At 65.0% G+C, this 23,008-nt stretch carries 20 protein-coding genes and 1 CRISPR repeat array (1 of these 21 only partly in view); of the genes, 11 read left to right on the top strand and 9 right to left on the bottom strand.

Annotated elements, in window-relative coordinates; translation table 11 throughout:
• A CRISPR array of direct repeats spans positions 1-855; the repeat unit is 36 nt; unit sequence AGCCTACCAATGGGAAGTCGGTAGGGAAACCACGGC (it extends 897 nt beyond the left edge of the window).
• Positions 856-1,128: 273 nt separating this feature from the next.
• From KF889_00380 to KF889_00370, 3 genes are all read left to right on the top strand, one after another.
• Positions 1,129-1,884: a hypothetical protein gene (locus KF889_00380; protein ID MBX3497872.1), complete on the top strand. Its 756-nt coding sequence runs from the start codon at positions 1,129-1,131 to the stop codon at positions 1,882-1,884.
• Positions 1,885-2,147: 263 nt separating this feature from the next.
• Positions 2,148-3,230 (top strand): hypothetical protein, encoded by a 1,083-nt coding sequence (locus KF889_00375; protein MBX3497871.1) that lies wholly within the window; start codon positions 2,148-2,150, stop codon positions 3,228-3,230.
• Entirely contained in the window at positions 3,227-4,063 is an 837-nt protein-coding gene (locus tag KF889_00370) for a hypothetical protein (GenBank protein ID MBX3497870.1), read from the top strand. The genes KF889_00375 and KF889_00370 overlap by 4 nt, the downstream gene beginning before the upstream one ends.
• A 415-nt stretch (positions 4,064-4,478) precedes the next feature.
• Here the strand turns inward: KF889_00370 and KF889_00365 are convergent, their stop codons facing one another.
• The 3 genes from KF889_00365 to KF889_00355 form a co-directional block, all read right to left on the bottom strand.
• Positions 4,479-5,222, bottom strand: a complete 744-nt coding sequence (locus tag KF889_00365) for an alpha/beta fold hydrolase (protein MBX3497869.1) — start codon at positions 5,220-5,222, stop codon at positions 4,479-4,481.
• Positions 5,223-5,638: 416 nt separating this feature from the next.
• Positions 5,639-7,066 carry a hypothetical protein gene (locus KF889_00360; protein MBX3497868.1) on the bottom strand — a complete coding sequence of 476 codons (1,428 nt, stop codon included), beginning with the start codon at positions 7,064-7,066 and terminating at the stop codon, positions 5,639-5,641.
• Between the two features lie 613 nt (positions 7,067-7,679).
• Positions 7,680-8,678 (bottom strand): hypothetical protein, encoded by a 999-nt coding sequence (locus tag KF889_00355; GenBank protein MBX3497867.1) that lies wholly within the window; start codon positions 8,676-8,678, stop codon positions 7,680-7,682.
• Between the two features lie 362 nt (positions 8,679-9,040).
• Here KF889_00355 and KF889_00350 point away from each other — a divergent pair, with 362 nt between their 5' ends.
• Both KF889_00350 and KF889_00345 read left to right on the top strand, forming a co-directional pair.
• A complete protein-coding gene (locus KF889_00350) occupies positions 9,041-10,654 on the top strand; it encodes an FMN-binding glutamate synthase family protein (protein MBX3497866.1) in 1,614 nt (537 codons plus the stop codon).
• Positions 10,655-11,025: 371 nt separating this feature from the next.
• On the top strand, positions 11,026-12,246 hold the full coding sequence (locus KF889_00345) for an MFS transporter (GenBank protein ID MBX3497865.1): 1,221 nt from the start codon (positions 11,026-11,028) through the stop codon (positions 12,244-12,246).
• Here KF889_00345 and KF889_00340 read toward each other — a convergent pair.
• Together KF889_00340 and KF889_00335 are read right to left on the bottom strand one after the other, a co-directional pair.
• A complete protein-coding gene (locus KF889_00340) occupies positions 12,191-13,252 on the bottom strand; it encodes an aspartate-semialdehyde dehydrogenase (protein MBX3497864.1) in 1,062 nt (353 codons plus the stop codon). The genes KF889_00345 and KF889_00340 overlap by 56 nt on opposite strands.
• 220 nt (positions 13,253-13,472) lie before the next feature.
• Positions 13,473-14,015, bottom strand: a complete 543-nt coding sequence (locus tag KF889_00335) for an autotransporter domain-containing protein (protein ID MBX3497863.1) — start codon at positions 14,013-14,015, stop codon at positions 13,473-13,475.
• On the opposite strand from KF889_00335, the gene KF889_00330 reads away from it, so the two are divergent.
• The 3 genes from KF889_00330 to KF889_00320 all read left to right on the top strand — a co-directional run bounded on the left by KF889_00330 (position 13,962) and on the right by KF889_00320 (position 16,129).
• Positions 13,962-15,008: a cation:proton antiporter gene (locus KF889_00330; protein MBX3497862.1), complete on the top strand. Its 1,047-nt coding sequence runs from the start codon at positions 13,962-13,964 to the stop codon at positions 15,006-15,008. The two genes, KF889_00335 and KF889_00330, sit on opposite strands and share 54 nt — an antisense overlap.
• Positions 15,009-15,011: 3 nt before the next feature.
• Positions 15,012-15,299 (top strand): hypothetical protein, encoded by a 288-nt coding sequence (locus tag KF889_00325; protein MBX3497861.1) that lies wholly within the window; start codon positions 15,012-15,014, stop codon positions 15,297-15,299.
• A gap of 518 nt (positions 15,300-15,817) precedes the next feature.
• Positions 15,818-16,129, top strand: a complete 312-nt coding sequence (locus KF889_00320; protein ID MBX3497860.1) for a hypothetical protein — start codon at positions 15,818-15,820, stop codon at positions 16,127-16,129.
• A gap of 181 nt (positions 16,130-16,310) precedes the next feature.
• Here the strand turns inward: KF889_00320 and KF889_00315 are convergent, their stop codons facing one another.
• Entirely contained in the window at positions 16,311-17,189 is an 879-nt protein-coding gene (locus tag KF889_00315; protein ID MBX3497859.1) for a universal stress protein, read from the bottom strand.
• 162 nt (positions 17,190-17,351) lie between these two features.
• Here KF889_00315 and KF889_00310 point away from each other — a divergent pair, with 162 nt between their 5' ends.
• The 3 genes from KF889_00310 (at position 17,352) to KF889_00300 (ending at position 21,519) form a co-directional block, all read left to right on the top strand.
• Complete coding sequence (locus tag KF889_00310; protein MBX3497858.1) at positions 17,352-17,570, top strand: helix-turn-helix domain-containing protein; 219 nt, start codon at positions 17,352-17,354, stop codon at positions 17,568-17,570.
• Positions 17,571-17,572: 2 nt separating this feature from the next.
• Positions 17,573-18,646 (top strand): NAD(P)-dependent alcohol dehydrogenase, encoded by a 1,074-nt coding sequence (locus KF889_00305; protein MBX3497857.1) that lies wholly within the window; start codon positions 17,573-17,575, stop codon positions 18,644-18,646.
• 74 nt (positions 18,647-18,720) lie between these two features.
• Positions 18,721-21,519: a cation-transporting P-type ATPase gene (locus KF889_00300; GenBank protein ID MBX3497856.1), complete on the top strand. Its 2,799-nt coding sequence runs from the start codon at positions 18,721-18,723 to the stop codon at positions 21,517-21,519.
• Here the strand turns inward: KF889_00300 and KF889_00295 are convergent.
• Genes KF889_00295 through KF889_00285 form a run of 3 tightly spaced genes read right to left on the bottom strand, consistent with a single transcriptional unit; the run spans position 21,473 to position 23,006 of the window.
• Complete coding sequence (locus KF889_00295; protein ID MBX3497855.1) at positions 21,473-21,898, bottom strand: CBS domain-containing protein; 426 nt, start codon at positions 21,896-21,898, stop codon at positions 21,473-21,475. The two genes, KF889_00300 and KF889_00295, sit on opposite strands and share 47 nt — an antisense overlap.
• Positions 21,895-22,245 (bottom strand): P-II family nitrogen regulator, encoded by a 351-nt coding sequence (locus tag KF889_00290; protein MBX3497854.1) that lies wholly within the window; start codon positions 22,243-22,245, stop codon positions 21,895-21,897. The genes KF889_00295 and KF889_00290 overlap by 4 nt, the downstream gene beginning before the upstream one ends.
• Positions 22,245-23,006 carry a DUF1538 family protein gene (locus tag KF889_00285; protein ID MBX3497853.1) on the bottom strand — a complete coding sequence of 254 codons (762 nt, stop codon included), beginning with the start codon at positions 23,004-23,006 and terminating at the stop codon, positions 22,245-22,247. The genes KF889_00290 and KF889_00285 overlap by 1 nt, the downstream gene beginning before the upstream one ends.
• Positions 23,007-23,008 lie beyond the last annotated feature (2 nt).

Genomic DNA, 23,008 nt, shown 5'->3' with positions numbered 1-23,008 from the left:
CGCTGACGCCGATCCTCCAGGCCTTCGAGCCTACCAATGGGAAGTCGGTAGGGAAACCACGGCGACTTCGGCGATCGTGACGAGATCGTCGATAGCCTACCAATGGGAAGTCGGTAGGGAAACCACGGCGCACGATCCGGCGCGCAACATCGCCTTCGCAGCCTACCAATGGGAAGTCGGTAGGGAAACCACGGCCCGCGATCTGGTATCCGCTCTCCGAGCGGTAGCCTACCAATGGGAAGTCGGTAGGGAAACCACGGCCGATGTCGCCAGGATCATCGCGGAGATCAAAGCCTACCAATGGGAAGTCGGTAGGGAAACCACGGCCTTCCCGACTGTCAACGTGCTTCAGGTAGAAGCCTACCAATGGGAAGTCGGTAGGGAAACCACGGCAGCGAAGGCGCGCGCGTCTTCGGCGGTCTGAGCCTACCAATGGGAAGTCGGTAGGGAAACCACGGCAGCGAAGGCGCGCGCGTCTTCGGCGGTCTGAGCCTACCAATGGGAAGTCGGTAGGGAAACCACGGCCCGGCGCCACGGCAGGAACGCGGTGCCGATAGCCTACCAATGGGAAGTCGGTAGGGAAACCACGGCCATGAGCATTCGCGGATGGGCGGCGCTGACAGCCTACCAATGGGAAGTCGGTAGGGAAACCACGGCCGCCGGGTGGACGCCCGCGCGATCCCTGGGAGCCTACCAATGGGAAGTCGGTAGAGAAACCACGGCCTCGTGGTCGCGCCAGTCCAGCAGGTCGGCAGCCTACCAATGGGAAGTCGGTAGGGAAACCACGGCCTCGTGGTCGCGCCAGTCCAGCAGGTCGGCAGCCTACCAATGGGAAGTCGGTAGGGAAACCACGGCAAAGAAGGCTGATGGCCCCGCCACAAGGGCGGGACCATCAGCCTGCGGACTGTCGTCCGCGCGCATCCAACACGCTTTCCAGCAAGCGGAAGCTCTTCCTTACCGTCTACACACCGCACGGCCGGCGGCGATCGCAAACGGCCTCTTCATCTTGAGGGCCCCCTCCGGCTTCAGCCCTCGACGGCGTCGAAGGGCGAATGAGCGTCGCCTCATTTCCGCCTTGAACCGCGCCCACGCTGCCTCTGTGGTGGGCAGAGTTCGGGGGAGGCCGACATGTCCGATTTCCAGCTGTCGTCGTCATTCCTGCAGGGTGGCTACCGGCCGCCGCGCACGGGGCTGCTCGGCGACTTTCACCTCACCCTCGATCCGGCGTTGCTGCAGCCGCAGATGGGCTGGTGCGGATACATGCCCGGCGGCGGCCTGAGGCCGCTGGGGACCAATCTCTTCGCCGGACTCGACGACGTGCTGAAGCCGGCGATGGGCAACATGACGAACGCGCTGCGTCTCAACACGAGCCTGACGCCGACGCAATCGGCACGCAACAGCCTGCTCTCGGCCGGCAGCCCGCTGTGGGACAAGCTCGCGGGCCTGATCGGCGATGCCGGGCCGGGCGCCCTGTGGCGGCCGGTCACGGTTCCGGGCGCGACCAACGTCGTCACCGGCGAGCCGTTCTCGATCGGTGCCGTCGATCCGTCCGGGCGCCCGCGCTACGACGGCGTCGACGGGACCGTCGCCGGCTCGGCGCTCGATTCGCGCTGGCTCGGCCTGTCGGTGGGGTTGGGGCGGCGGTACCGCTTCGCCACCGATCTCGATGTCAGCCTGCAGCTGTTCGCCGACAAGGACGCGATCCTGAAGGAGCAGCCGCAGTATCTGTTCTCGGGCGGCGCGTTGAGCGTGCAGGGCCGCACCAGCTGGGGCGCGGATCTCAACCTGCGCATCGGCGCGGGACGCGACCAGGCCGGCGGGGCGGCCGGGTTCTTCACGTTGCAGATCGGCCCGGATATTCCGCCGGCTGCCGTCGGACCCTGACGCGCACTGGACGGCATGCGCAGCCCGGTGTGGCACAGCACCGATCGCGGGTGGACCTGGCAGCCGCCCAGCATGGATACCCACGCGGCATAGTGGAGCGGCGCATCAGCGCCCGTCGTTCGCAATCGATCGCACCGAAAGCCTCAACGAGGACTGGTTCTGGCAGCGCCGTGGATGGGGCGGCAACCTCGAGCGTTCCGACGCTCTGGTGAAGCTCGCACCCGCCCGGGTAAGATTGGTCGTCCAACCAGTGGAGGCCCGCGATGGCCCAGCTTCTGGACCAGATCGAATGGGGGCAGTCGATCCTCTCGCCCGTTTCCGATCCGACCTGGGAAGGCGAGGTGAAGCGCCGCGCCGGGCAGGTCAGCGAAGTCGATCGACGGGTGGCGCTCAGCCCCTGGGTGCGTGAGGTCTGCGTATCGATGACCTCCTACCGGCCGGCCGCGATGCCGCCCCGGCTGTTCAACATCGGCGCCCTGGTCACAGCGCAGGAGAATTCCTGCCGTTACTGCTACGGCGCCAACCGGGCGTACATGAAGGTGCTGGGCTATTCGGAAGCCTTCATCAACCGCATCGAGCAGGACGCGACATTCGCCGAGCTCGACGAGAAGGATCGGGCCTTCATCGCCTTCTGCCGCAGCCTGGCGCGCTCGCGGCCGCGCCCGATGAAGGCGGATTACGATGCGCTGGTCGCGCTGGGATTTTCGCCGCTTGCCGTCAGCGAGATGGCGATGCTGATCGCGCTCGGTTGCTACTACAATCGGATCGGCATTCTCATCGCCTGTCCGCCGGAGCGGGCGTTCGAGCGCATGGCGAACAGTTTTGCCGGACGCCTGATGGCGCCGGTGGTGCGCATACTCATGTCGATGCAGAAGCCCGCGCAGCCGGCAATGCTGGACGCCGCTACACTCCAGGCCGGCCCGTTCGGCAGCGTCGTGGCAACCCTGGCCGGCCTGCCGGGCGCCACGATCTTCAGGGCGGGCCTCGACAGCGCCTTCGCCTCAGCCGTCTTGCCCAGAGCGGTGAAGGCGCTGATGTTCGCGGTCGTCGCCCGCACGCTTGGCTGCCGCCGGAGCGAAGCCGAGGCGCGCGCATTGCTCGCCGAGGAGGATTTCAGCGACGCGGAGATCGATGCCGCGATCCTTACGCTGCGTTCGCCGCGCCTCTCGCAACGCGACGCGCTGCTGCTGCCCTGGGTGCGCGACACCGTGTACTACCAGACGGCGGTGGTTCAGAAGCAGACCGCCGCGCTGGCTGCCGAGATCGGCGACGCGGCCCTGCTCGAGGCGGTCGGTGTCGCCGCGCTGGCCAATGCCACCGTCAGGCTGGCGATGTTGCTGGAATGAGCGAGAATCTGCTGACCTGGCTGCTGGCGGCGATGGCCGCGCTCATCGTTGGACTTGGCGCAGGCGTGCTGGTGTTGCGCCGCCGGTCCAGACAGCTGCACAGGCTGGTCGCGGTCTCGCACGAGAAGCTCGAGCAGCTCCAGCGCGAGTTCGAGCATTTCGTCCCGGCGGATGTCGTCGAGCAGCTGACCGGGGAACACGGCGGTTATGTTCCGCAGCGACGCGCGGTAACGATGCTGTTCGCCGATCTGCGCGGCTTCACCGCGCTCAGCGACCGGCTCGACCCGGCAGTGACGGTGGGCATCCTCAACGAGTATTTCCGGCGCATGAACGCGGTCATCACCAGCCATCACGGCCACATCAACGAGCTCGTGGGCGACGGATTGCTCGCGCTGTTCGGCGCGCTGGAGCACAACCCCTGGCAAGGCCGCGACTCGGTGCTGGCGGCGCTCGACATGCGCGCCGCGCTCGCCGCCTACAATGAGGAGCTTCGGGCGAAGTCCCTGCCGGAGCTGCGCTTCGGCATCGGCATCCATGGTGGCGAGGTCGTGGCCGGCGTGATGGGTGCTGGCAGTCTCAACAAGTTCACGGTGACCGGCGATCCGATCAATGTCGCGTCGAGGGTCGAAGGATTGACGTCGGTCCACGAGGTGGACCTGCTGATCACCGAGGATATTCGCAGGACGCTCGACGACCGGTTCAGGCTGCGCGCGATGCCGCCGATGCCCGTCAAGGGCAAGCGCGAGCCGATCGTCACCTACTACGTCGAGGATGTAGCCGGTCCCGGATTGCCCGCGAGAAAGGCTCAAGGCGCCGTCGCATCGCACGCCTGAAGGCGCGCACGGCGTTCATGCGCTCGATGAACGGCCTGGGCGCGCCCGTGTGAGACGCCGCCTGACTGGCGCACACGCCGTGGCCAGGCCGAAGCCGCGCGCGGCATCAAGCAACAACCTCGCAGGCAGCACCCATGCAAGTGCGGCTCCCCTCGGGGGAATGGCGCCGGTCAATCGAAGCCCGCGCCCATCGGCGGATTCCAGCACTACCGGAGGAGCAGGAATCCGCCGCGGACGCGGCGACAAATTCGCATCATCTCGCTCAGTCTCAGCGCGCTTGGTCGCTCACGAAGCGCGCTTCCCATATAGCGTCGCGCGAGACACATTGCGTATCCAGAGCGTCTCGATCCGCCCGCTGGGCGAGACTGCCAGCTTGTGACCTCTCGAGGACTCCGCGCAAACGTGCTCGGTCGGTTCAGCCGAGGAATTTTAGGACATGCGGCAGCACCGCCGCAGAGTCCAGGAACGCCGGTACGTGGGCGCCACTGACCCCGACGAACGACGCATTAGGCATTTGGGATGCTGCCTTCTGGGCCTGCGCATAGAGGCCGTCCTTGTCCCCAGCATAGAGAAGGCAAGGCGTGCTGATGCCAGGCAGCGCATTCTCGAGCGACTCGCGTGGCAACTGCAACGAAGCAACCCAAGCCTTCGTGTCTGATGACAGCAGGTAGTTCTGGAAGTCGGCAGGCAGAGTATCGAAGTCGATTCCCATCCTTTTGCAAAAGTCTCGCACGAACTCCTCTGCATTGCTGCCGTCTGGACCACCCTGTCGCGCTGGCCGGCCATAGGGCTGGACGCCGCCGAGCACAGCCTTGTTGAGACGCGCAGGGGATTTGATGACCAGTCCGAACCCGATCCATCCGCCCATCGAATAGCCCCAGAAATGGGCCCGCTCGATGCCGGCGGCATTCATTACGGCGAGAACGTCGGCTACGTGCTTGTCAATTGAATAGTCCTCGGGATCGTGCGGCTTGTCACTTTGCCCATGACCGCGAGCATCCATGAGGACGACTTGATACCTCGAAGCCAGTTCTTTGACATATCCCAATTGGCGCCAGTCATTGAGGTTCTGGCTGAAGCCATGCTGCAAGAGAAGGGGGGGCCCGCTACCCTCTATCTCGTAGTAAATTCTTACCCCGTCGTTCTCTGCGTAGCTCATGCACCCCCCCCCTATTTCTTGACTGGTCCGCACAGGCTCTGGATGGTCAGCGTGCACTAGGCTGTACGCGAGCGCGGTTCGCATGCGAAGCGCGCCGACCGCAGGGCTCCTGCTGCGGCCGGTGCGCGACGAGAAGGCCGCGACGCAGCCACGAGGCTGACCGTCATCACTCAGGTTCAGCCCCTTCTCCCGGATCGTCTTGCCCCAGATCTCGGCGAGCTCTGCACCCATACAAGTGTAGCACCCCCACCGAAGGATGGCCGGTCAATCGAAGCCGGCGCCCATCGGCGGATTCCAGCCCAACCGGAGGAGCAGGAATCCGCCGCCGGCACGGCAACCAATTCGCATCATCTCGCGCAGTCCCGGCGCGGTTGATCCGTCGAGAATGCCTCGCCGCGGAGATCCGCGGATGATCCTCAGCCGCCGACCACGTCGCGGGCCAGCTTCAGCTCGGGCCGTTCGGTATCGGCCTCCTTGCACATGACCAGCAGCGACCGGAAGTGCGTCTTGGCCTTCGCCATGTCGCCCGCCGCCTGTGCGGCGCGGCCGGCGCCAGCCAGCGCCCGGAAGCGATTCGGCTCCTTGGCGAGGACGGCCTCAAAGGCGGCCAGCGCCTCGACGTTCCTGCCGCGCGCCAGCAGCATCTCGCCGAGCATCTCGCGTCCCGGCAGCAGCGGGCCCGGCGTCACGACATGCTTTTCGGTGAGATCCTCACGGTCCGCGACATTCGTCATGGCGGCGATCGCCTGATCATACTGCTTGTCGGCCCAGGCCGCCCAGGCCAGCGCCGCGCGGTGCTGGATGTCGACCTGCACGGCCCAGTAGTCGTTCTTCGCCGCCTTCAGCTTGTCGGCCAGCGCGGCGAGCCGGGCGGCTTCTTCGCGCGCCTGCGCGGCGTTGCCGGTGTGCCCGGCGCCGACAGCCCGCGCGAAATGCAGATGCGACTCGGCGTATGCGAACTCGCCGGGCTGCAGCGCAAGGGATGCGGCCTCGGTCCATTGGCCACGTTCCAGCACGTAACGCGCCGGAGCCGCGGACATGGCGAAGGGCGCCGCGAAGCGGCCCTTGCCGGGGTTGATCTTGCGCAACTCGTCCAACGCCCTGGCAGCCAACGTATCGCGGCCGGTCTGCAGGAAGGCGTAGACGAGGTAGTCCAGCGCATGCGCCTCGTCCTGCGCCTCGTTCTGCGCCTTGGCGACACGCGCCGCAGCGGCATTGGCGTCGATCGAGTCCTGCCAATAGCCCAGGCGCGTGAAGATGTGCGACGGCATATGCAGGGCGTGCGGCGAGTCCGGCGCAATGGTGGCATAGCGCTTCGCCGCCTCGACGCCGTGCTTGGCGATCGGTGGATAGTCGTAGGCGTGGATCAGGTAGTGCGCGACGCCGGGATGCTTCGGCTGCGCCTGAAAGATCGGCTCAAGGATTTTCGCCGCCTTGAGCTGATTGGCATAGGTCTTGTCGGCCGGCGAGGCAGACGCCGCCAGTGCCAGTGCCCAGTAGATTCGCGCTTCCTGGTCATCGGGATAGCGCGCTGCCAGCGCCTCCATCGCCTTGGCATAGGCAACCTGGCGCGCGCCGTGCGTCAGCTTGTCGTGGTCGCGGTAGAAGCTGCCGAGCGCCTCGAGATAGGCCTTTTCGCGCTCGCTCCTGGGGACGAGCGCCAGGCCCTTGTCGATCATGGCCAGGCCGTCCTTCAGCCACGCCGCCAGCGGCGGAGCATAGGGGTTGCGCAGGTTGGCCATGGCCAGGCCCCAATACGCGATGGCACACGAGGAATCGAGCTTCAGCACCTCGTTGAAGGTGTCGGTGGCAGCGCGGTACCAGAACGAATGCTGGTAGGCCATCGCGAGATTGAACTTCGCCTGCGCCTCGGCATTGCATGACGTCTTGAACTCGACGTTGCCGAGGTCCGTGTTGCCGGATCGCGGTTGGGCAACGACCGGTGTCGACCACAAGAGTGCCGCGCTTGCGGCGATCAGCATTGACTGCTTGAGCAGCATGGTCACCTCCCGCTTCCTGGGCATCGGTCGATGACTTGATGGCGCGAAGCCCGAAGTCTCGCGAGCGCGTCAACAGAGAGAGATGTGCGGCGATTGTCCACTTCGGCGACACGACTATGGTCACGACTGGTACCCGCCTGCATCGATGATGCATGGGCCACCATCGCTTGGCAAGACGCCCCGGCCGCATCGCGTGGCGCGGATGGCGGGTCGCTCCGCCGTGGCGCATGAGCTCGCTTCGACCGGACTTCGAATGCTCAAGCGTCCGTCGTCCTGAACGAAGCCCAGGCGGGGCGTCTGCGCCGCTCCTTCGCGAGGTCGAAGGACCTTCCATCGACAAGACCAGCGCGCTTGTCGTGGCAAGGCCCTTCGATCACGCTCCGCTTCGCTCAGGGCGACGGCGCAGAGTGCTTCTTCCGGACTTGCGGGCGATGGCCTCGGCCTGGGACCGAGGCGATCACTCCGGCTTCAGCCCCTTCTCGCGGATCGTCTTGCCCCAGATCGCCTGTTCCTTGCGCTGGAACTCGGCGAACTCCTGCGGCGAGCCGGCGACGATCTCCATGTTGAACTGGTCGACGAACTTCGCCGTGATCTCCGCGCTGCGCGCCGCCCTGGCGAGCTCGGCGTTCATGCGGTCGACGATCGGCTTGGGCGTGGCCGCCGGCGCGTAGACGCCCCACCAGGAATAGGACGCCGGCGCCTTGACGCCCTGCTCCATCAGGGTCGAGACGTCGGGCAGCGTGCCGGCGCGCTTCTCGCTGGTCACCGCCACCGGCCGCAGCTTGTTGGAGCGGAAGTGCGGCGACAGCGCCGCCAGGCTGGAGATCGCCATGTCGGTGTGGCCGGCCAGCGCGTCGGCGAGCAGCGGGCCGCCGCCTTTATAGGGGATGACGTTCATGTCATAGCCGTTGTCGGCCTGCATCTGGTGCAGCAGCACCAGCGCCTGGCTCGCCGCCAGCACGCTGAAGGCCAGCTTGCCGGGCTTCTTCTTGGCGTCGGCGATGACCTCGGCGAAGGTCTTGTAGGGTCGGTCGGGATGCACGCCGATGCCCTGCGGCGCGCGGCCGATCAGCATGACGTTGGCCAGCTCCTCGTCCTTGTAGGACAGGTTCGGCGTGAACAGCGGATTGAGGATGTGGTTGTCGAAGGCGACCAGCCAGGTCAGGCCGTCGGGCGGCGCCTTGGCGACGATGCCGGCGCCGACCACGCCGGTGCCGCCCGGCTTGTTGTCGACGATGATGCTCCAGCCGTTGTTGGCCGTCAGCTGCGCGCCCAGCAGGCGCGCGATCGGGTCGGTCGAACCGCCCGGCGGGAAGGGCACGACCAGGCGGATCTGGCCCTTGGGCCAGTCGCCGGTCTGCGCGCGCAGCACGGCCGGCGCGGCGACGCCCAGCGCCGCGGCGGTGCCCAGAAGGGTACGGCGGCGCAGCGGCCGCCTGGTGAAATCTACGCTCATTGTGTTCTGCCTCCCTGTGCCCGTCTGCCCGCGGGCCGTGGTGGCGCATCCTTCCCGACCTTGACGCGGCCGTCCACCCATTCAATCCCTTCCCCCGGAGGGGGAAGGTGCCCGAAGGGCGGAAGGGGGATGTCGAAGACGGACAGCGGCCTGGTTGAGACATCCCCCTTCCGTCGCTCCGCGCCACCTTCCCCCTCCGGGGGAAGGAAGAGGATGGCGGGTCTTCCGTCGTGGGCGGCGGCGCTTCACAATCGGGTGCTGACTGTCATGTGGGACCGCCGGCGTCCCGCCGGCTCTTCAAGATGCCGGCGGGACGCCGGCGGTCCCAGGAAGACAGAAATCCAATCGGGGGGAACGCCTGCATGGGCACGATCGCGCTCGCCTTCATGCCGCGCTACGCGGCGTTCACGCTGTCGATCGTGGCGGCGATCGTGCTGCTGGTGCTGTCCTTCGTCTATGCCGGCTTCCTGGTGCTGTTCCTGATCGCCGCGGCGCTGGTCGGCCTCGGCGTCTACGACGTGATGCAGAAGAAGAGCAGCATCCTGCGCAACTACCCGATCACCGCCCATATCCGCTTCCTGCTCGAGGCGTTCCGCCCCGAGATCCGCCAGTATTTCCTGGAGAGCGACACCGACGGCACGCCGTTCAACCGCGAGAAGCGCTCGATCGTCTACCAGCGCGCCAAGGGCCAGCTCGACAAGAAGCCGTTCGGCACCCAGCTCGACGTCTACGGCAATGCCTTCGAATGGATGCACCACTCGATCGTCGCGCGCCATCCTTCGAGCGAGCCGTTCCGCGTCTCGATCGGCGGACCGGACTGCACGCAGCCCTACTCGGCCTCGGTGTTCAACATCTCGGCGATGAGCTTCGGCTCGCTCAGCGCCAACGCGGTGCGCGCGCTGAACACCGGCGCGAAGCGCGGCGGCTTCTATCACGACACCGGCGAGGGCGGCTTCAGCCCCTATCACAGGGAGAACGGCGGCGACATCGTGTGGGAGATCGGCAGCGGCTATTTCGGCTGCCGCAACCCCGACGGCACGTTCAGCGAGGAACGCTTCCGCGAAACGGTGGCCGCGCCGCAGATCAAGATGATCGAGATCAAGCTGTCGCAGGGCGCCAAGCCGGGCCATGGCGGCGTGCTGCCGGCGGCCAAGGTGTCGCCCGAGATCTCGCTGACGCGTGGCGTGCCGCAGGGCGAGGACTGCATCTCGCCGCCGTTCCATTCGGCCTTCGCCACGCCGCTGGAGATGATGGCGTTCATCGCCAAGCTGCGGGCGCTGAGCGACGGGCGGCCGGTGGGCTTCAAGCTGTGCATCGGCCATCCCTGGGAATTCCTCGGCATGTGCAAGGCGATGCTCGAGACCGGGATCTATCCGGATTTCATCGTCGTCGACGGCGCCGAGGGCGGCACCGGCGCGGCGCCGCTGGAGTTCCTCGACCATATCGGCATGCCTTTACGCGAAGGCCTGCTGTTCGTGCACAACGCGCTGGTCGGCCTGAACATCCGCGACCGCATCCGCATCGGCGTGGCCGGCAAGATCACGTCGGCCTTCGACATCGCGCGCGCCATGGCGCTGGGCGCCGACTGGTGCAACGCGGCGCGCGGATTCATGATGGCGGTGGGCTGCATCCAGTCGCAGAGCTGCCACACCGATCGCTGCCCGACCGGCGTGGCGACGCAGGATCCGTGGCGCCAGCGCGCGCTCGACGTGCCCGACAAGGCCGAGCGCGTCTATCGCTTCCACGCCTCGACGCTCAAGGCGCTGGCCGAGGTCGTGGCCTCGGCCGGGCTCGACCATCCCAGCCAGCTGCAGCCGAGGCATTTCTCGCAGCGCATCGCGCCCAACAAGGTCAAGAGCTTCGACCGGCTGTACCGCTTCCTCGAGCCGGGCGAGATCCTGCGCGGCACCAACGATCCGCGCTTCACCGAGCCCTGGCGCGTCGCCCGCGCCGACAGCTTCGCGCCCACGCCGTGAACTTCCTTCCCCCGGAGGGGGAAGGTGCCCGAAGGGCGGAAGGGGGATGTCGAAGACGGACACCGCCTTCGTCTTCGACATCCCCCATCCGGCGCTGCGCGCCACCTTCCCCCTCCGGGGGAAGGGAGTCGCCTACCTGAACCAGTGGCGATAGCGGCGCCACATGTAGTAGCCGCCGACGGCCACCGGCGGGATGATGACGAGCAGCCAGACCAAGAACGATCCACGCATTCCTGCCTCCATGACCGGGGCGACACGGCCCGATCATGACACCGGCGCATGGCTGGTGTCGATCCGTCCGCCCGGCTTGACTCGCGGCGCGCGCGAACCCGTAGTCTGGCCGCAACGAACAAGGGATCGGAGTGCGGACAATGCGATTGTCCTATGGCTGGGCCGTGGTCGGCGCCGGCATGGTGCTGAGCTGCCTCAGCATGGGCAGCATGTTCGCGCTGGCGGTGTACATGCCGCCGATGGCGGCCGACACGGGCTGGTCGAAGACCGGCATCTCCGGCGCGATGACCATCGACTTCCTGTGCATGGGGCTGGCCGCTTTCTTCTGGGGCGCGCTGTCGGACCGCTTCGGCACGCGCGCCGTGGTGCTGGCGGGCAGCATCCTGCAGGGCATCGGCACGGTGCTGGCGAGCCAGGCGTCCTCGCTGCTGGAGTTCCAGGTCTATTTCGGCGGCGTCGTCGGCATCGCCGTCGGCGCCTTCTACGCGCCCTTGATGGCCACCGCCTCGGGCTGGTTCGAGAACAACCGCAGCCTCGCCGTGGCGCTGATCTCCGCCGGCATGGGCGCCGCACCACTGATCGTCGCGCCGACGGTGCGCCATCTGATCACCGTCTATGACTGGCGCACCGCCATGCTGATCGTCGGCATCGCGCTGTGGGTGCTGATGATCCCGGCGGCGCTGCTGATCCGCCGCCCGCCGGTGACGCTGGCGCTCACCCCCGCCGGCGGCGGCGGCGCGCCGAGCGACGGCTACACGATGAGCGCCGGCCGGGCGCTGCGCACGCCGCAGTTCTTCGCCATTGCGCTTACGCATTTCTTCTGCTGCGCCGCGCACTCCGGTCCGATCTTCCACATGGTGAGCTACGCCATGGTGTGCGGCATCGGCGCCATGACCGCGGTCACGGTCTACAGCGTCGCCGGCCTTTCCGGGCTCGCCGGCCGGCTGCTGCTGGGCGTCACCGCCGACCGCGTCGGTGTCAAGCCGACCCTGGTCGTCGGCCTGCTGGTGCAGGCCGCCGCAGCCGGCACCTATCTCTTCGTCGGCGCGCTGGGCGAGTTCTACGCGCTCTCCGTCGTCTTCGGCATCGCCTATGGCGGTGTCATGCCGCTCTACGCCGTGCTGGTGCGCAACTATTTCGGCCCGCACATCATGGGCACCATGTTCGGCGGCGTCTCGGCGCTGGCCAGCCTCGGCATGGCGCTCGGGCCGGTCGCCGGCGGCTGGGTGTTCGATAGCTTCCAGTCCTACAACTGGCTCTATGTCGGCTCCTTCGGCGTCGGCCTGGGCGCCGTGGCGATCATGCTCACCTTTCGCCCGACGCGCGGCGCGGCGCAGGCCGCGCGGCCGCTCGCTGCGTGAGCACCTCGGCGATCTGCACCGCGTTGAGCGCCGCGCCCTTGCGCAGGTTGTCGCCGGTGCAGAACAGCACCAGGCCGTGCGCCACGGTGGGGTCGCGCCGGATGCGGCCGACATAGACCGCGTCGCGGCCCGTCGCCTCCAACGGATTGGGCACCTCGCTCAGCACCACGCCGGGCGCGCGGCTCAGCAGCTGCGTGGCCTGCTGCACCGAGATCGGCCGCTCGAACTCGACATTCATCGACAGCGAATGGCCGGTATAGACCGGCACACGCACGCAGGTGCCTGATACGAGCAAGTCAGGGATCTCGAGGATCTTGCGGCTCTCGTCGCGCAGCTTGATCTCCTCCTCGGTGTAGCCATCCTCGACGATGCGGTAGTTCAGCGGCACGACGTTGTGCGCGATCGGCACCGCCCACTTGTGCGGCGCCGGGAAGTCGAGCGCGCGCCCGTCATGCGCCAGCGCGCCGGAGCCGGATGCGGTGGCGCCGACCTGCTCCTCCAGCTCGCGCACCCCGGCGATGCCGGCGCCCGACACCGCCTGGTAGGTGCTGGCGATCAGGCGGCGCAGGCCGGCCGCCTCGTGCAGCGGCTTGAGCACCGGCATGGCCGCCATGGTCGTGCAGTTGGGATTGGCGATGATGCCCCGGGGGATCGAGTCAAGCGCGTGCGGATTGACCTCGGAGACGACCAGCGGCACGTCGGGATCGGCGCGCCAGGCCGAGGAGTTGTCGATGACGATCGCGCCCGCCGCGGCCACCTTCGGCGCCAGCTGCTTCGAGGTCGCGCCGCCGGCCGAGAAGAAGACAAAGTCGAGGCCGGCATAGTCGGCGCTCGCCGCGTCGTCGACGACGATGTCGCGGTCCTTCCACCGGATGGACGTGCCGGCCGAGCGCGCCGAGGCGAAGAGGCGCAGCGAGGCGACCGGGAAGTCGCGCTCCGCGAGGATCGCGCGCATCAGCCCGCCGACCAACCCGGTCGCGCCGACGATACCGACTGCATAGGACATGGACGCTTCTCCTGTAGGGCCGGAGACGGGCGCCCTGGAACGACAAAGGCCCCGTCGAGCGGCGGGGCCTGGAAAGTGTTGCTCGCTGTCTGCCGTCTACCGCGCGCGCACCTTCACCGCCCCACCTGTGGTGGTCGGTTTCGGCGTGGTCCGGGTGGCGGCGAACGTCATCGGGGGCACGATCTACCACTGCTGGCCGGAATGCTCAACTGCCGAACGCTCAGAACTTGACGCTGAAGCTGGCCTTGGCGGCGTGGTCGGACATTCCTAAGCCGAACTGGCCGCCATAGGAGATGCCGAGCGTCGTGGCTGACGTCAGCGCCACATTGACGCCGGCTTCGACCACGGCCGCGTCGCGGGCGATCGGAACGCCGCCGATCGGGAAGGCATTGCCGCCGCCGGCAAGGCGCATCGTCGAGAGCGGCGTCACATCGCCGAAGGCATGACGCCAGCCGAGCGTACCGGTCGCCGTGACGGTCGCACCCTTGACGTCGAACGTCGTCGAGGCGCGCAGGCCCAGCGTGGTGAAGATCACATCCGTCGTCGCGGCCGGGCTGGTCAGCGCAGCCGCCCCGCCCTGCTCCATGAAGCCGCCGGTGCGGACCCTCACATAGGCGAGATTGGCGACGGAACTGCCGAAAGCGGTGTCTCGTCGTTCGTTGCGCCGCTGGCCGGCACGCTTTTCAAGGTGGCGGGCTTCATTGCGCTCATGCTGATCGTCGGCCGCCGGTTGATCCCCGTCGCCCTCCATTGGGTGGCGCATACCGGTTCGCGCGAACTGTTCCGCCTGGCCGTTCTGGCCATCGCATTGGGAGTCGCGTTCGGTGCAGCCTTCGTGTTCGATGTCTCGTTCGCACTTGGCGCTTTTTTTGCGGGCATGATCCTGGGCGAGACTCCGCTCAGCCGCCGGGCGACGGAAGAGACGTTGCCGCTGCGCGATGCCTTTGCGGTCCTGTTCTTCGTATCCGTCGGCATGCTGTTCGATCCGGCGGTGGTGATCGAGCAGCCGCTTCCGCTGCTGGCAACGGTCGGGATCATCATCATTGGCAAATCGATCGCGGCCTTCGTCATCGTCCGCGCCTTCGGCTATTCGAGTGGCAAAGCGCTTACGATCGCCGCCAGCCTCGCGCAGATCGGCGAATTTTCGTTCATCCTGGCCGCACTGGGAACGCAACTCGGCATGCTACCATCCGAAGGTCGCGACCTGATCCTGGCAGGCGCGATCATATCGATCTTCCTCAACCCCTTCCTCTTTTCGCTCATCGTGAGCCGACCAGAGGAAGCGGCGGCAGACGAGCAGCCACCGCAGCAGCCCGCCACCCAAGGCCACGTCATCCTCGTCGGCTATGGTCGGGTTGGTCATCTGATCGCCCGGGAACTGAAGAACCGGGGAAGGCCCTTCATCGTCATCGAGGATCAGCCGGACACGGTCCGGCAGGCAGAAGCCGACGGCGTGGAGATCTTGAACGGCGACGCACTAGATCCACGAACGCTCGAAGCTGCTGGCATCACGCAGGCGGGCAAGCTGTTGATCGCGATTCCCGAAGGCTTCGAGGCGGGAGCGATCGCTGCGCATGCGCGTGAGCTCAACCCGGAAATCCGCGTGATCGCGCGGGCACATTCCGATGCGGAGGTCGAGCATCTCGAACAGCTTGGTGTTTCCGAAGTCGTGATGGGAGAGCGGGAGATCGCTGCGCGAATGTCGTCATTGGTGGCCGATAGGGGCCGGATCACCGCTATGCCGGTAAAGAGTTGAACAATGAACCACTATATCGTTCACGATCCAAATGGCCCTGATTTGGAATTCAACGGAGAGTTGCTCCTTAAGGAGGACCATCATGACACGGGCTTCATTGAGGTTTATAGAACCGCACGCGGCTCATACGTCCTCAAGCGGCATCTTTCTTCCCGCCCAGGGCACGTGCTCATCAATGAGGTTCGTTTGGCCGATTCATTGGCAGGCGCGCTCGAGTCGCTCGGTCACGGTCGTGGAGCGAAGCTAGTCAGAAGCAAGCTGCAGGTCTACGAAACACGGCGGATCGATTGACGCAGCGGGGAGCTCTTGCACCCCGAGAGGAGCCTCGGGGCCCTGAGGCGGCAACACCGCCGGTTAGAGTGCGCCCGTATATCGTCAAGCTTCTACCCTGGCTGCTGCTTTGCTCTTTCGTCTGGACGGCGACGGGGCAGAAGATGCCGCATCTGGATCGGCCGTTCCATCAGTCGTTCCTTGATATGGCGATCGGCAACCATGTGCAGTTCGTCCGTGCCGGCAAGGCAGAAATCGCCCCGGTCTCTCGCAATTGGGACAATGACCGCAAAGTCTCCCACGGGTTTGATTCGGTCCTTGCCTCCTCGTCTGACGTCATGCCGTGCAATGCCTTGCGGTGCAGCAGTGTCGGACGCTCGGATCTATTATTCGCCGGTGCCGAAACATCGCCCTATTCTGCCCGAGCTCCACCTCAGATAATCATCTGACACAAGCATCCGTGGACACCATTGAAGATGGTGTCCGGCACCATCCCCATTACCTCATTTATCGGGGCTTAATTGCCTTGGGAATTTTCTATGGACACAAAGACAAATACCGATTCCGGCGCCACCGCCGAGACTCAGCGAGCGGAAGACATCCTTCGATGCTACCCCGCCATTTCTGCCGAGGAAACCCGCGAACTCATCACATTTCTCAAACACGGGAAGATCATTGAAATTGGTCGGGTCACGTCGATTCCCGAGTTGCGGGAGAACGTCGAAGCCTTTCGCCGCGAGCATCGCCGCGCGTTCGCGCTGGGTTTTCGCGATTACCTGAAGTTCGCAATATTCGTTGCAGTGCCAGCCGGCCTCGTATTTTGGCTTATCTGGGCCGTTAGCCCCAAATGAAGCGATTGTGCGCGGGCATATTTGTGCCCGCGCACAGTTCCGTGCCAGCGAGCTACATTCGCGCGATGGGAACTATGTCACATAGCGTTCGGTGTGCAACGGAGAACGAGAATGATGTCTCCTGCTTCACAATGTCAGGGACTCTTCACGATAAACGACGTGAACCGCTGCGACGGCTCGATTATGACTGCCCCGGAACCGATTCTCGATCGCCCGGAACGACCAACACGTCAACATCGGAGTCGCGGAGCACTTCCTCCGCCACGCTTCCCAGAAAGAACTTGGCCGGTCCCGACCTGCCGTGGGTTCCGATGACGACAAGGTCCACCTTCTGTTTGCGAACACAGTCCCGGATAATCTCGGCAATGGGGGCCTCGATCAGTTGAACGAAGCTGCGGCTCGGTCGCAGATCGACCCTTCGGAGGAACTCGGAAAGCTCGTTGCCGGCGCGTTCCTCTTCTTCGGCGATATAGTCCTTCAACTCATCCGTCGACATCACCGAGCGGGTAATCATGCTCCGGGCAGGAGCATCGAACGCATGCAGGACGAGGACTTCGGCGTGGTCGAGAAGACCGAGCTTCCGTGCCTTCCTTACCGCGAGCGCCGAAGAGTCCAAAAAGTCGGTAGCGATGAGAACACGATCATAATTTCCCGCCGGAACAGCGTTCGCCATGATGACTGGGCGCGGGCTTCGTCGAATCGTCCGCTCGATCGTGGTGCCGATGAAAACATCCCGCAGGGCTTGCCGCCGGTGAGGCCCCATCACGATGACATCTGCATCGGCGCGTTCCGCCGCCTCGGCGATCACCTGAAATGGTTCGCCAAGGACAACGCGCGTCTCGCTACGCACACCGTCGACTTCGCGCAGAGTGGCAGCAAGATCGCTCAGCAGGTCTTTTGCTGCGCGCTCCTCCGCCTTTACTAGCCGCGGCGGCTGGTCGTTATCCACCCCGTGAACAAGAACGATCTCGGCGGCAGCCTCCCGCGCCAGCAGAGTCGCTCGACGCAAGGCTCGGTCCGAGCGGGTCGAGAAGTCGGTCGCGATGAGTATTCGTTGCATGGTCCACCTTCTCCTCCAATCGTAACCGGTTTGGCAACGCGCATCCTGCCACCAGAATTATATGGCCCCGCCAGATCATAATAGGCGTTGATCTCGATCAAATGACTTAAGCGCGGTATCAGCTACGTTCAACTGCATTGATCGACGATCAGAGGCGTTCAAATGCTAAGCCGCCAATTCCTGTCAGTGAAGGACGTCGCCGACCTTTTGAAGGTGGGCGAGGTTGCGGTGCGCTCGTGGATCAAATCGGGCGACCTCCGCGCTGTGGACCTGGGGCGCGAATGGCGGATCGCACCGTCGGATCTCGAAAACTATCTGCGACGGCATGCCAATCGTCCGCCCGACGATGTGTGTCCCCCGGAAGTACCACAGGAGAAGTGAGCATGGCGAAGATGAAAGCGGCGATTTTCGTCGAACCAAACCGAATCGTCCTCGATGAGAAGCCGATCCCGGATGTCGGGCCTCTCGACGCACTGATCCGCGTCACCACTACGACGATCTGCGGAACGGATGTCCATATCCTGAAGGGGGAATATCCGGTAGCGCGTGGCCTCACCATCGGCCATGAGCCAGTCGGCATCATCGAGAAGCTCGGATCGGCAGTCAAAGGCTATTGCGAGGGGCAGCGCGTCATCGCGGGCGCCATCACTCCGAGCGGACATAGCGCCGCCTGCCTGTGCGGCTGCCACTCGCAAGACGGCGCAGGTACAAAGCACGGCTTCAAGCCCATGGGAGGCTGGCGATTCGGCAACACGATCGATGGCGCGCAAGCGGAATATCTCCTCGTGCCCGACGCAATGGCCAATCTCGCCCCGATCCCGGATGCTCTCAGTGACGAGCAGGTGCTGATGTGCCCTGACATCATGTCGACGGGCTTTTCCGGAGCCGAGAGGGGCAAGGTCAGGATCGGCGACACGGTCGCGGTTTTCGCACAAGGGCCGATCGGCTTGTGCGCCACGGCGGGCGCACGCCTGATGGGCGCAACGACGATCATTGGCGTCGATACAGTGCAGCCACGGATGGAAATCGCCCGCAAGATGGGCGCGGACCACGTCGTCGATTTCACCAAGGTCGATCCGGTCGACGATATCATGCACCTCACCGATGGCCGCGGCGTCGACGTCGCCATTGAGGCGTTGGGGCGACAGGAGACGTTTGAGGCGGCGCTGCGTGTCCTGCGTCCCGGCGGAACGCTATCCTCGCTGGGCGTCTATTCGAACGACCTGAAAATTCCGGTCGGTCCGTTTCTTGCGGGGCTCGGCGATCACACCATTGTCACGACACTCTGCCCGGGCGGGAAGGAGCGCATGCAGCGGCTGATGGAGGTGATCGCATCTAACCGCCTCGACACGCGGCCGCTGGTGACACACCGATTCAAGCTCGACCAGATCGAGGAGGCATATGATCTCTTCGCCAACCAGCGAGACGGTGTCCTCAAGGTAGCAATCACACCGTGACAACCGCTTGGTCGGCCCAAGCCTCCAGCAAGGGCAGTGCCGTGCCGCAAGACCGACTGACGGAGGCAAGACTTATGCGCAACACGGCATCCGCGGCACCGGCCGCGAGAACTGTATCGCACGAAACCAGCTCTTCGTCAGGCGCTCCCGATTTGGCATGGCATGCTCTCACTCCGGACGCCGCTCTCGATGCGCTTCGGACAAATCTCGACGGCCTCTCCGAACATGAAGCGGCACACCGCCTGGAGACACACGGCCCGAACCGGTTGCCCCAAGGACCGCGCCGCAACACGCTGACGCGGTTCCTTCTGCAATTTCACAACCTGCTCATCTATGTCCTTCTGGCAGCAGGCGTGCTTGCCGCAGCGATCGGCCATGGGACCGACGCGTTGGTCATATTTGCCGTGGTACTCGTCAACGCGATCATTGGCTTCATCCAGGAGGGCCGCGCGGAGAAGGCGCTTGATGCCATACGCGCAATGATCGATCCAAGCGCCTCGGTCATTCGCGATGGCCGACGCATCACAATCGCGGCGGACAGAGTCGTGCCGGGCGACATCGTGTTGCTCGAAGCCGGGGACCGGGTGCCGGCAGACCTGCGACTCATCAAGGCACGCAAGCTCCGAGCCGACGAAGCGATCCTCACGGGCGAGTCCGTACCCGTCGACAAGACGGTGAAGGCCGTGGATGCGGGCGCTCCCCTGGGTGACCGCTTCCCGATGGCATTCTCCGGGACGTTCATCACTGCCGGCCAGGGGACTGGCGTCGTCGTGGCAACGGGCGCCGCCACCGAGCTCGGACGCATCAGCGCCTTGATCGGCGCGGTGGAGCGGCTTGCGACACCGCTCGTCCGGCAGATGGACCAGTTCGCGCGGCAGGTCACTTTCGCAGTGTTGGCTGTCTCGGCGCTCGTGTTCTCATATGCCGTGCTCGTGCAGGCCTACGGCCTCGATGATGCCTTCATGGCTGTCGTCGGACTGGCCGTTGCGGCGATCCCCGAGGGGCTGCCGGCCGTGATGACCATCACCCTCGCGGTTGGCGTCCAGCGCATGGCGCGCCGCAACGCGATCATCCGGCGCCTTCCCGCCGTCGAGACGTTGGGCTCGGTCTCCGTGATCTGTTCCGACAAAACCGGCACGCTCACACGCAACGAAATGATGGTGAGCGCCATCGCCACCGCCGATCGGACCATTGAGGTCGAAGGCTCCGGTTACAGGCCAGAGGGCCATTTTCGCGGCGAGGCCGGGGAGCCTCTCGATCCCGCCGCCGATCCTGTTCTCGAGGAACTCTCGCTCGCAGCGCTCCTCTGCAACGACGCAGGGCTGCGGCAATCGGGCGAAGATTGGATGGTTGATGGCGATCCGATGGAAGGAGCAATGGTCTCGCTCGCCATCAAGGCCGGACATGATGCGGCTGCCGCCCGGGCAAATTTCCCTCGCCTCGACGAAATTCCGTTCGACTCGCGCCATCGCTACATGACCACGCTCAACGCGCGTGGCGATCATGCACCTGTCGCCTACGTCAAGGGTGCACCGGAGCGCATCTTGGGAATGTGCACCCATGTCGCGACGCTGGATGGCGAGCGCATGCTCGATCCGGAAGCCTGGCACAGACAAATCGATCAGCTCGCGACCCGCGGGCAGCGTGTGATCGCACTGGCACGTCGCACCATGAACGGCGGTGACCGGCAGATCACGCCGTCCGATGTCGAGCACGGTCTCACACTGCTCGGCCTGGTGGGGCTGATCGACCCTCCTCGGCCAGAGGCAATTGAGGCGATTGCGGAGTGCAAGGCGGCTGGCATCCGCGTCAAAATGATCACTGGCGACCACGCCGCCACCGCTCGCGCGATCGCCATCCAGCTTGGACTTGCCGATGATCCCAAGGCCGTGACCGGCCAGGACCTCGATGCGCTGGAGGATGCGGGGTTCCGAAAGAACGCCGATGAGGCGATCGTCTTCGCCCGGACCAGCCCCGAGCACAAGCTGCGGCTCGTCGAGACACTGCAGGCGGATGGTTCCGTCATCGCCATGACAGGCGACGGCGTGAATGACGCGCCGGCACTGAAGCGCGCGGATGTGGGCGTGGCCATGGGTGGCAAGGGTACCGAGGCCGCCAAGGAGGCGAGCGAAATGGTGCTCGCCGACGACAACTTCGCGTCCATCGTCGCGGCCGTCCGCGAGGGCCGGACCGTTTATGACAATCTCACCAAGGTGATTTCCTGGACATTGCCGACCAATGGCGGCGAGGCCTTCACCATCATCCTTGCCATTCTGTTCGGTCTCACTTTGCCCATAACGCCGGTGCAGATCCTGTGGATCAACATGATCACGGCCGTTGCTCTCGGCCTGACCCTGGCATTCGAGCCGACGGAGCCGGACGCCATGCGTCGCCCCGCACGCCCCGCCGATCAGCAAATCCTGTCGGGCCGGTTGCTGTGGCGGATCCTCTTCGTCTCCGCCCTGATGGTCGCTGGCACCTTCGGTATCTACACTTGGGCGACAGAGCGGGGCCTGCCGCTCGAGACGGCCCGCGCCATGGCGGTCAATACGATGGTCGTGATGGAGATCTTCTATCTCTTCAGCGTTCGCTATGTTCACGGCACGTCGCTGACGTGGCAGGGAGTGCTCGGGACCCGCGCGGTCCTCATCGGAGTGGCGACCGTCGTCGCCGCACAGCTCGCCTTTACCTATCTACCGCCGATGCAGACTGTTTTTGGAAGCGGCCCGGTGTCCGTCGCCGACGGTGTTATCATCGTGGCAGTCGGGGTCGCTTTGTTGTTGATCGTTGAGGCTGAAAAGCGGGTTGCCGTCGCAATAGCAGCATTCAGGGTGACGGAGCGTCCGGCGCCGCACCCTGTTCAAGGAACCTGATGGTGATGTCACGAAGAGACACAATACCCGCCAAATCTCGCCCGCGCAGGACCACACAGTGGCTGATGCCGAAGCGTGTCATGAAACGGACCGCGTACTTCAGCTTCATCTCAGCATCGACCGCGGGCGCAGGTTTCTGCATCACCTCGTAGACCTGAATTCGTGAGACCGGCCGGTTGCTTGTCGATATGCCTCGGGCAATATCGGCGACAAGCAGGAGACCGTACTCATCATCTGCGTCCCTCCGCGTCACGACCAGCGAGCTGATGTTCCTTTCCTGCATCAGCGCCAGCGCTTCCGTTACGGGCGCCATGCCGTCGATCGTCATGGGTTCGGCCGTCATGACCTCTTCGACGCGCAAGTCCGCTCCCTTCTTCATAACTCCTCCTCGATCTTCTTGGAAAGCTCGCGGATCTGCCCCGACAGACCCACGGCATCCTCGACGGCAAGCTGAACGGCCAAGCCACTTCCAGGTTTGGTCTCGAACTCTCCGGCCGCTGCAATCCGATCCAGAATGCTGGAACACAGGCTCTCTTCGACTATGAACAACACGATGTCGTGGACGGCAGTCAAATTTAGGCCAAGAAAGGTCTTCTTCGGGACCATGCCTTCGCCGCGAGCGCTGCGAATGACTGTCATGCCTGTTGCGCCGGCTTCCCTTGCGGCCTTTAGGAGGGGTTCAACCCGACCTTCCTCAGCTAACGCCAATATCAACTTGAATCGCACTATTTTCCTCCATTGCGTCTACGGTCCGACATTAGTCTGACCTGTGCGAAAACCAAGAGACAGCTGATCGGCATGAGCAAAGCGAGGAGCACCAAGCCGAAGCCGTCGGCCAAGGGGTCCCGACCAGGCAGGTGGCGCGCAAGACTCGCGCCAAAGGCTGCAATGATCGGCACCGTCACGACCGACGTCGCCATCGGTCCACTGTCGAGCGCAAGCGGTACGAACTGCCTCGGAGCCCAGGCCGCCAAGACGCCAATGAGCAAGACCAGCGGAACCAGAACATAGATATAGGGAAACCCAACCAGGATTCGAACCGTCCCAAGGGCGAGGCCAGCGGCAACGCCAACGGCGACCACCAGTCGGAAGCTGAACGGATGCAGCCCTCCTCCGGTTAGATCACGCACACGATCCGCTACGCCGGTCAAGGTTGGCTCGATCAACGTTGCCGCCAATCCCAGCGCCGCAGCAAAGGCGACAAGCCACAAGGCATTGAAAAAGGTTGAATGGCCAGGTGACGCAACCCGTTGAGCCAGCTGCAGCGCCAGACTGTCTCCCATGGGTATGAAAGATAAATTCAACCCCGCCCGAAAGAAGGATATTCCGAGTATGATGGACGCCAGCCCGACGAGGATCCGTCCGAACTGAGGCGGCGCGCTCCGAAAGGCCAATGTCTGGAAAACGGAGATCACAACGGCGATCGGCAGCACGTCCAGCGCGGTCTGGACCAGGCTGTCGATAAGGAGGGCGGTCACATCGCTCACGG

The organism is Alphaproteobacteria bacterium (genome assembly GCA_019635875.1).
Classification (GTDB): domain Bacteria; phylum Pseudomonadota; class Alphaproteobacteria; order Reyranellales; family Reyranellaceae; genus JAFAZJ01.
The sequence above is the reverse complement of the archived record's forward strand: the minus strand, read 5'-3'. Positions and strand labels throughout refer to the sequence as shown.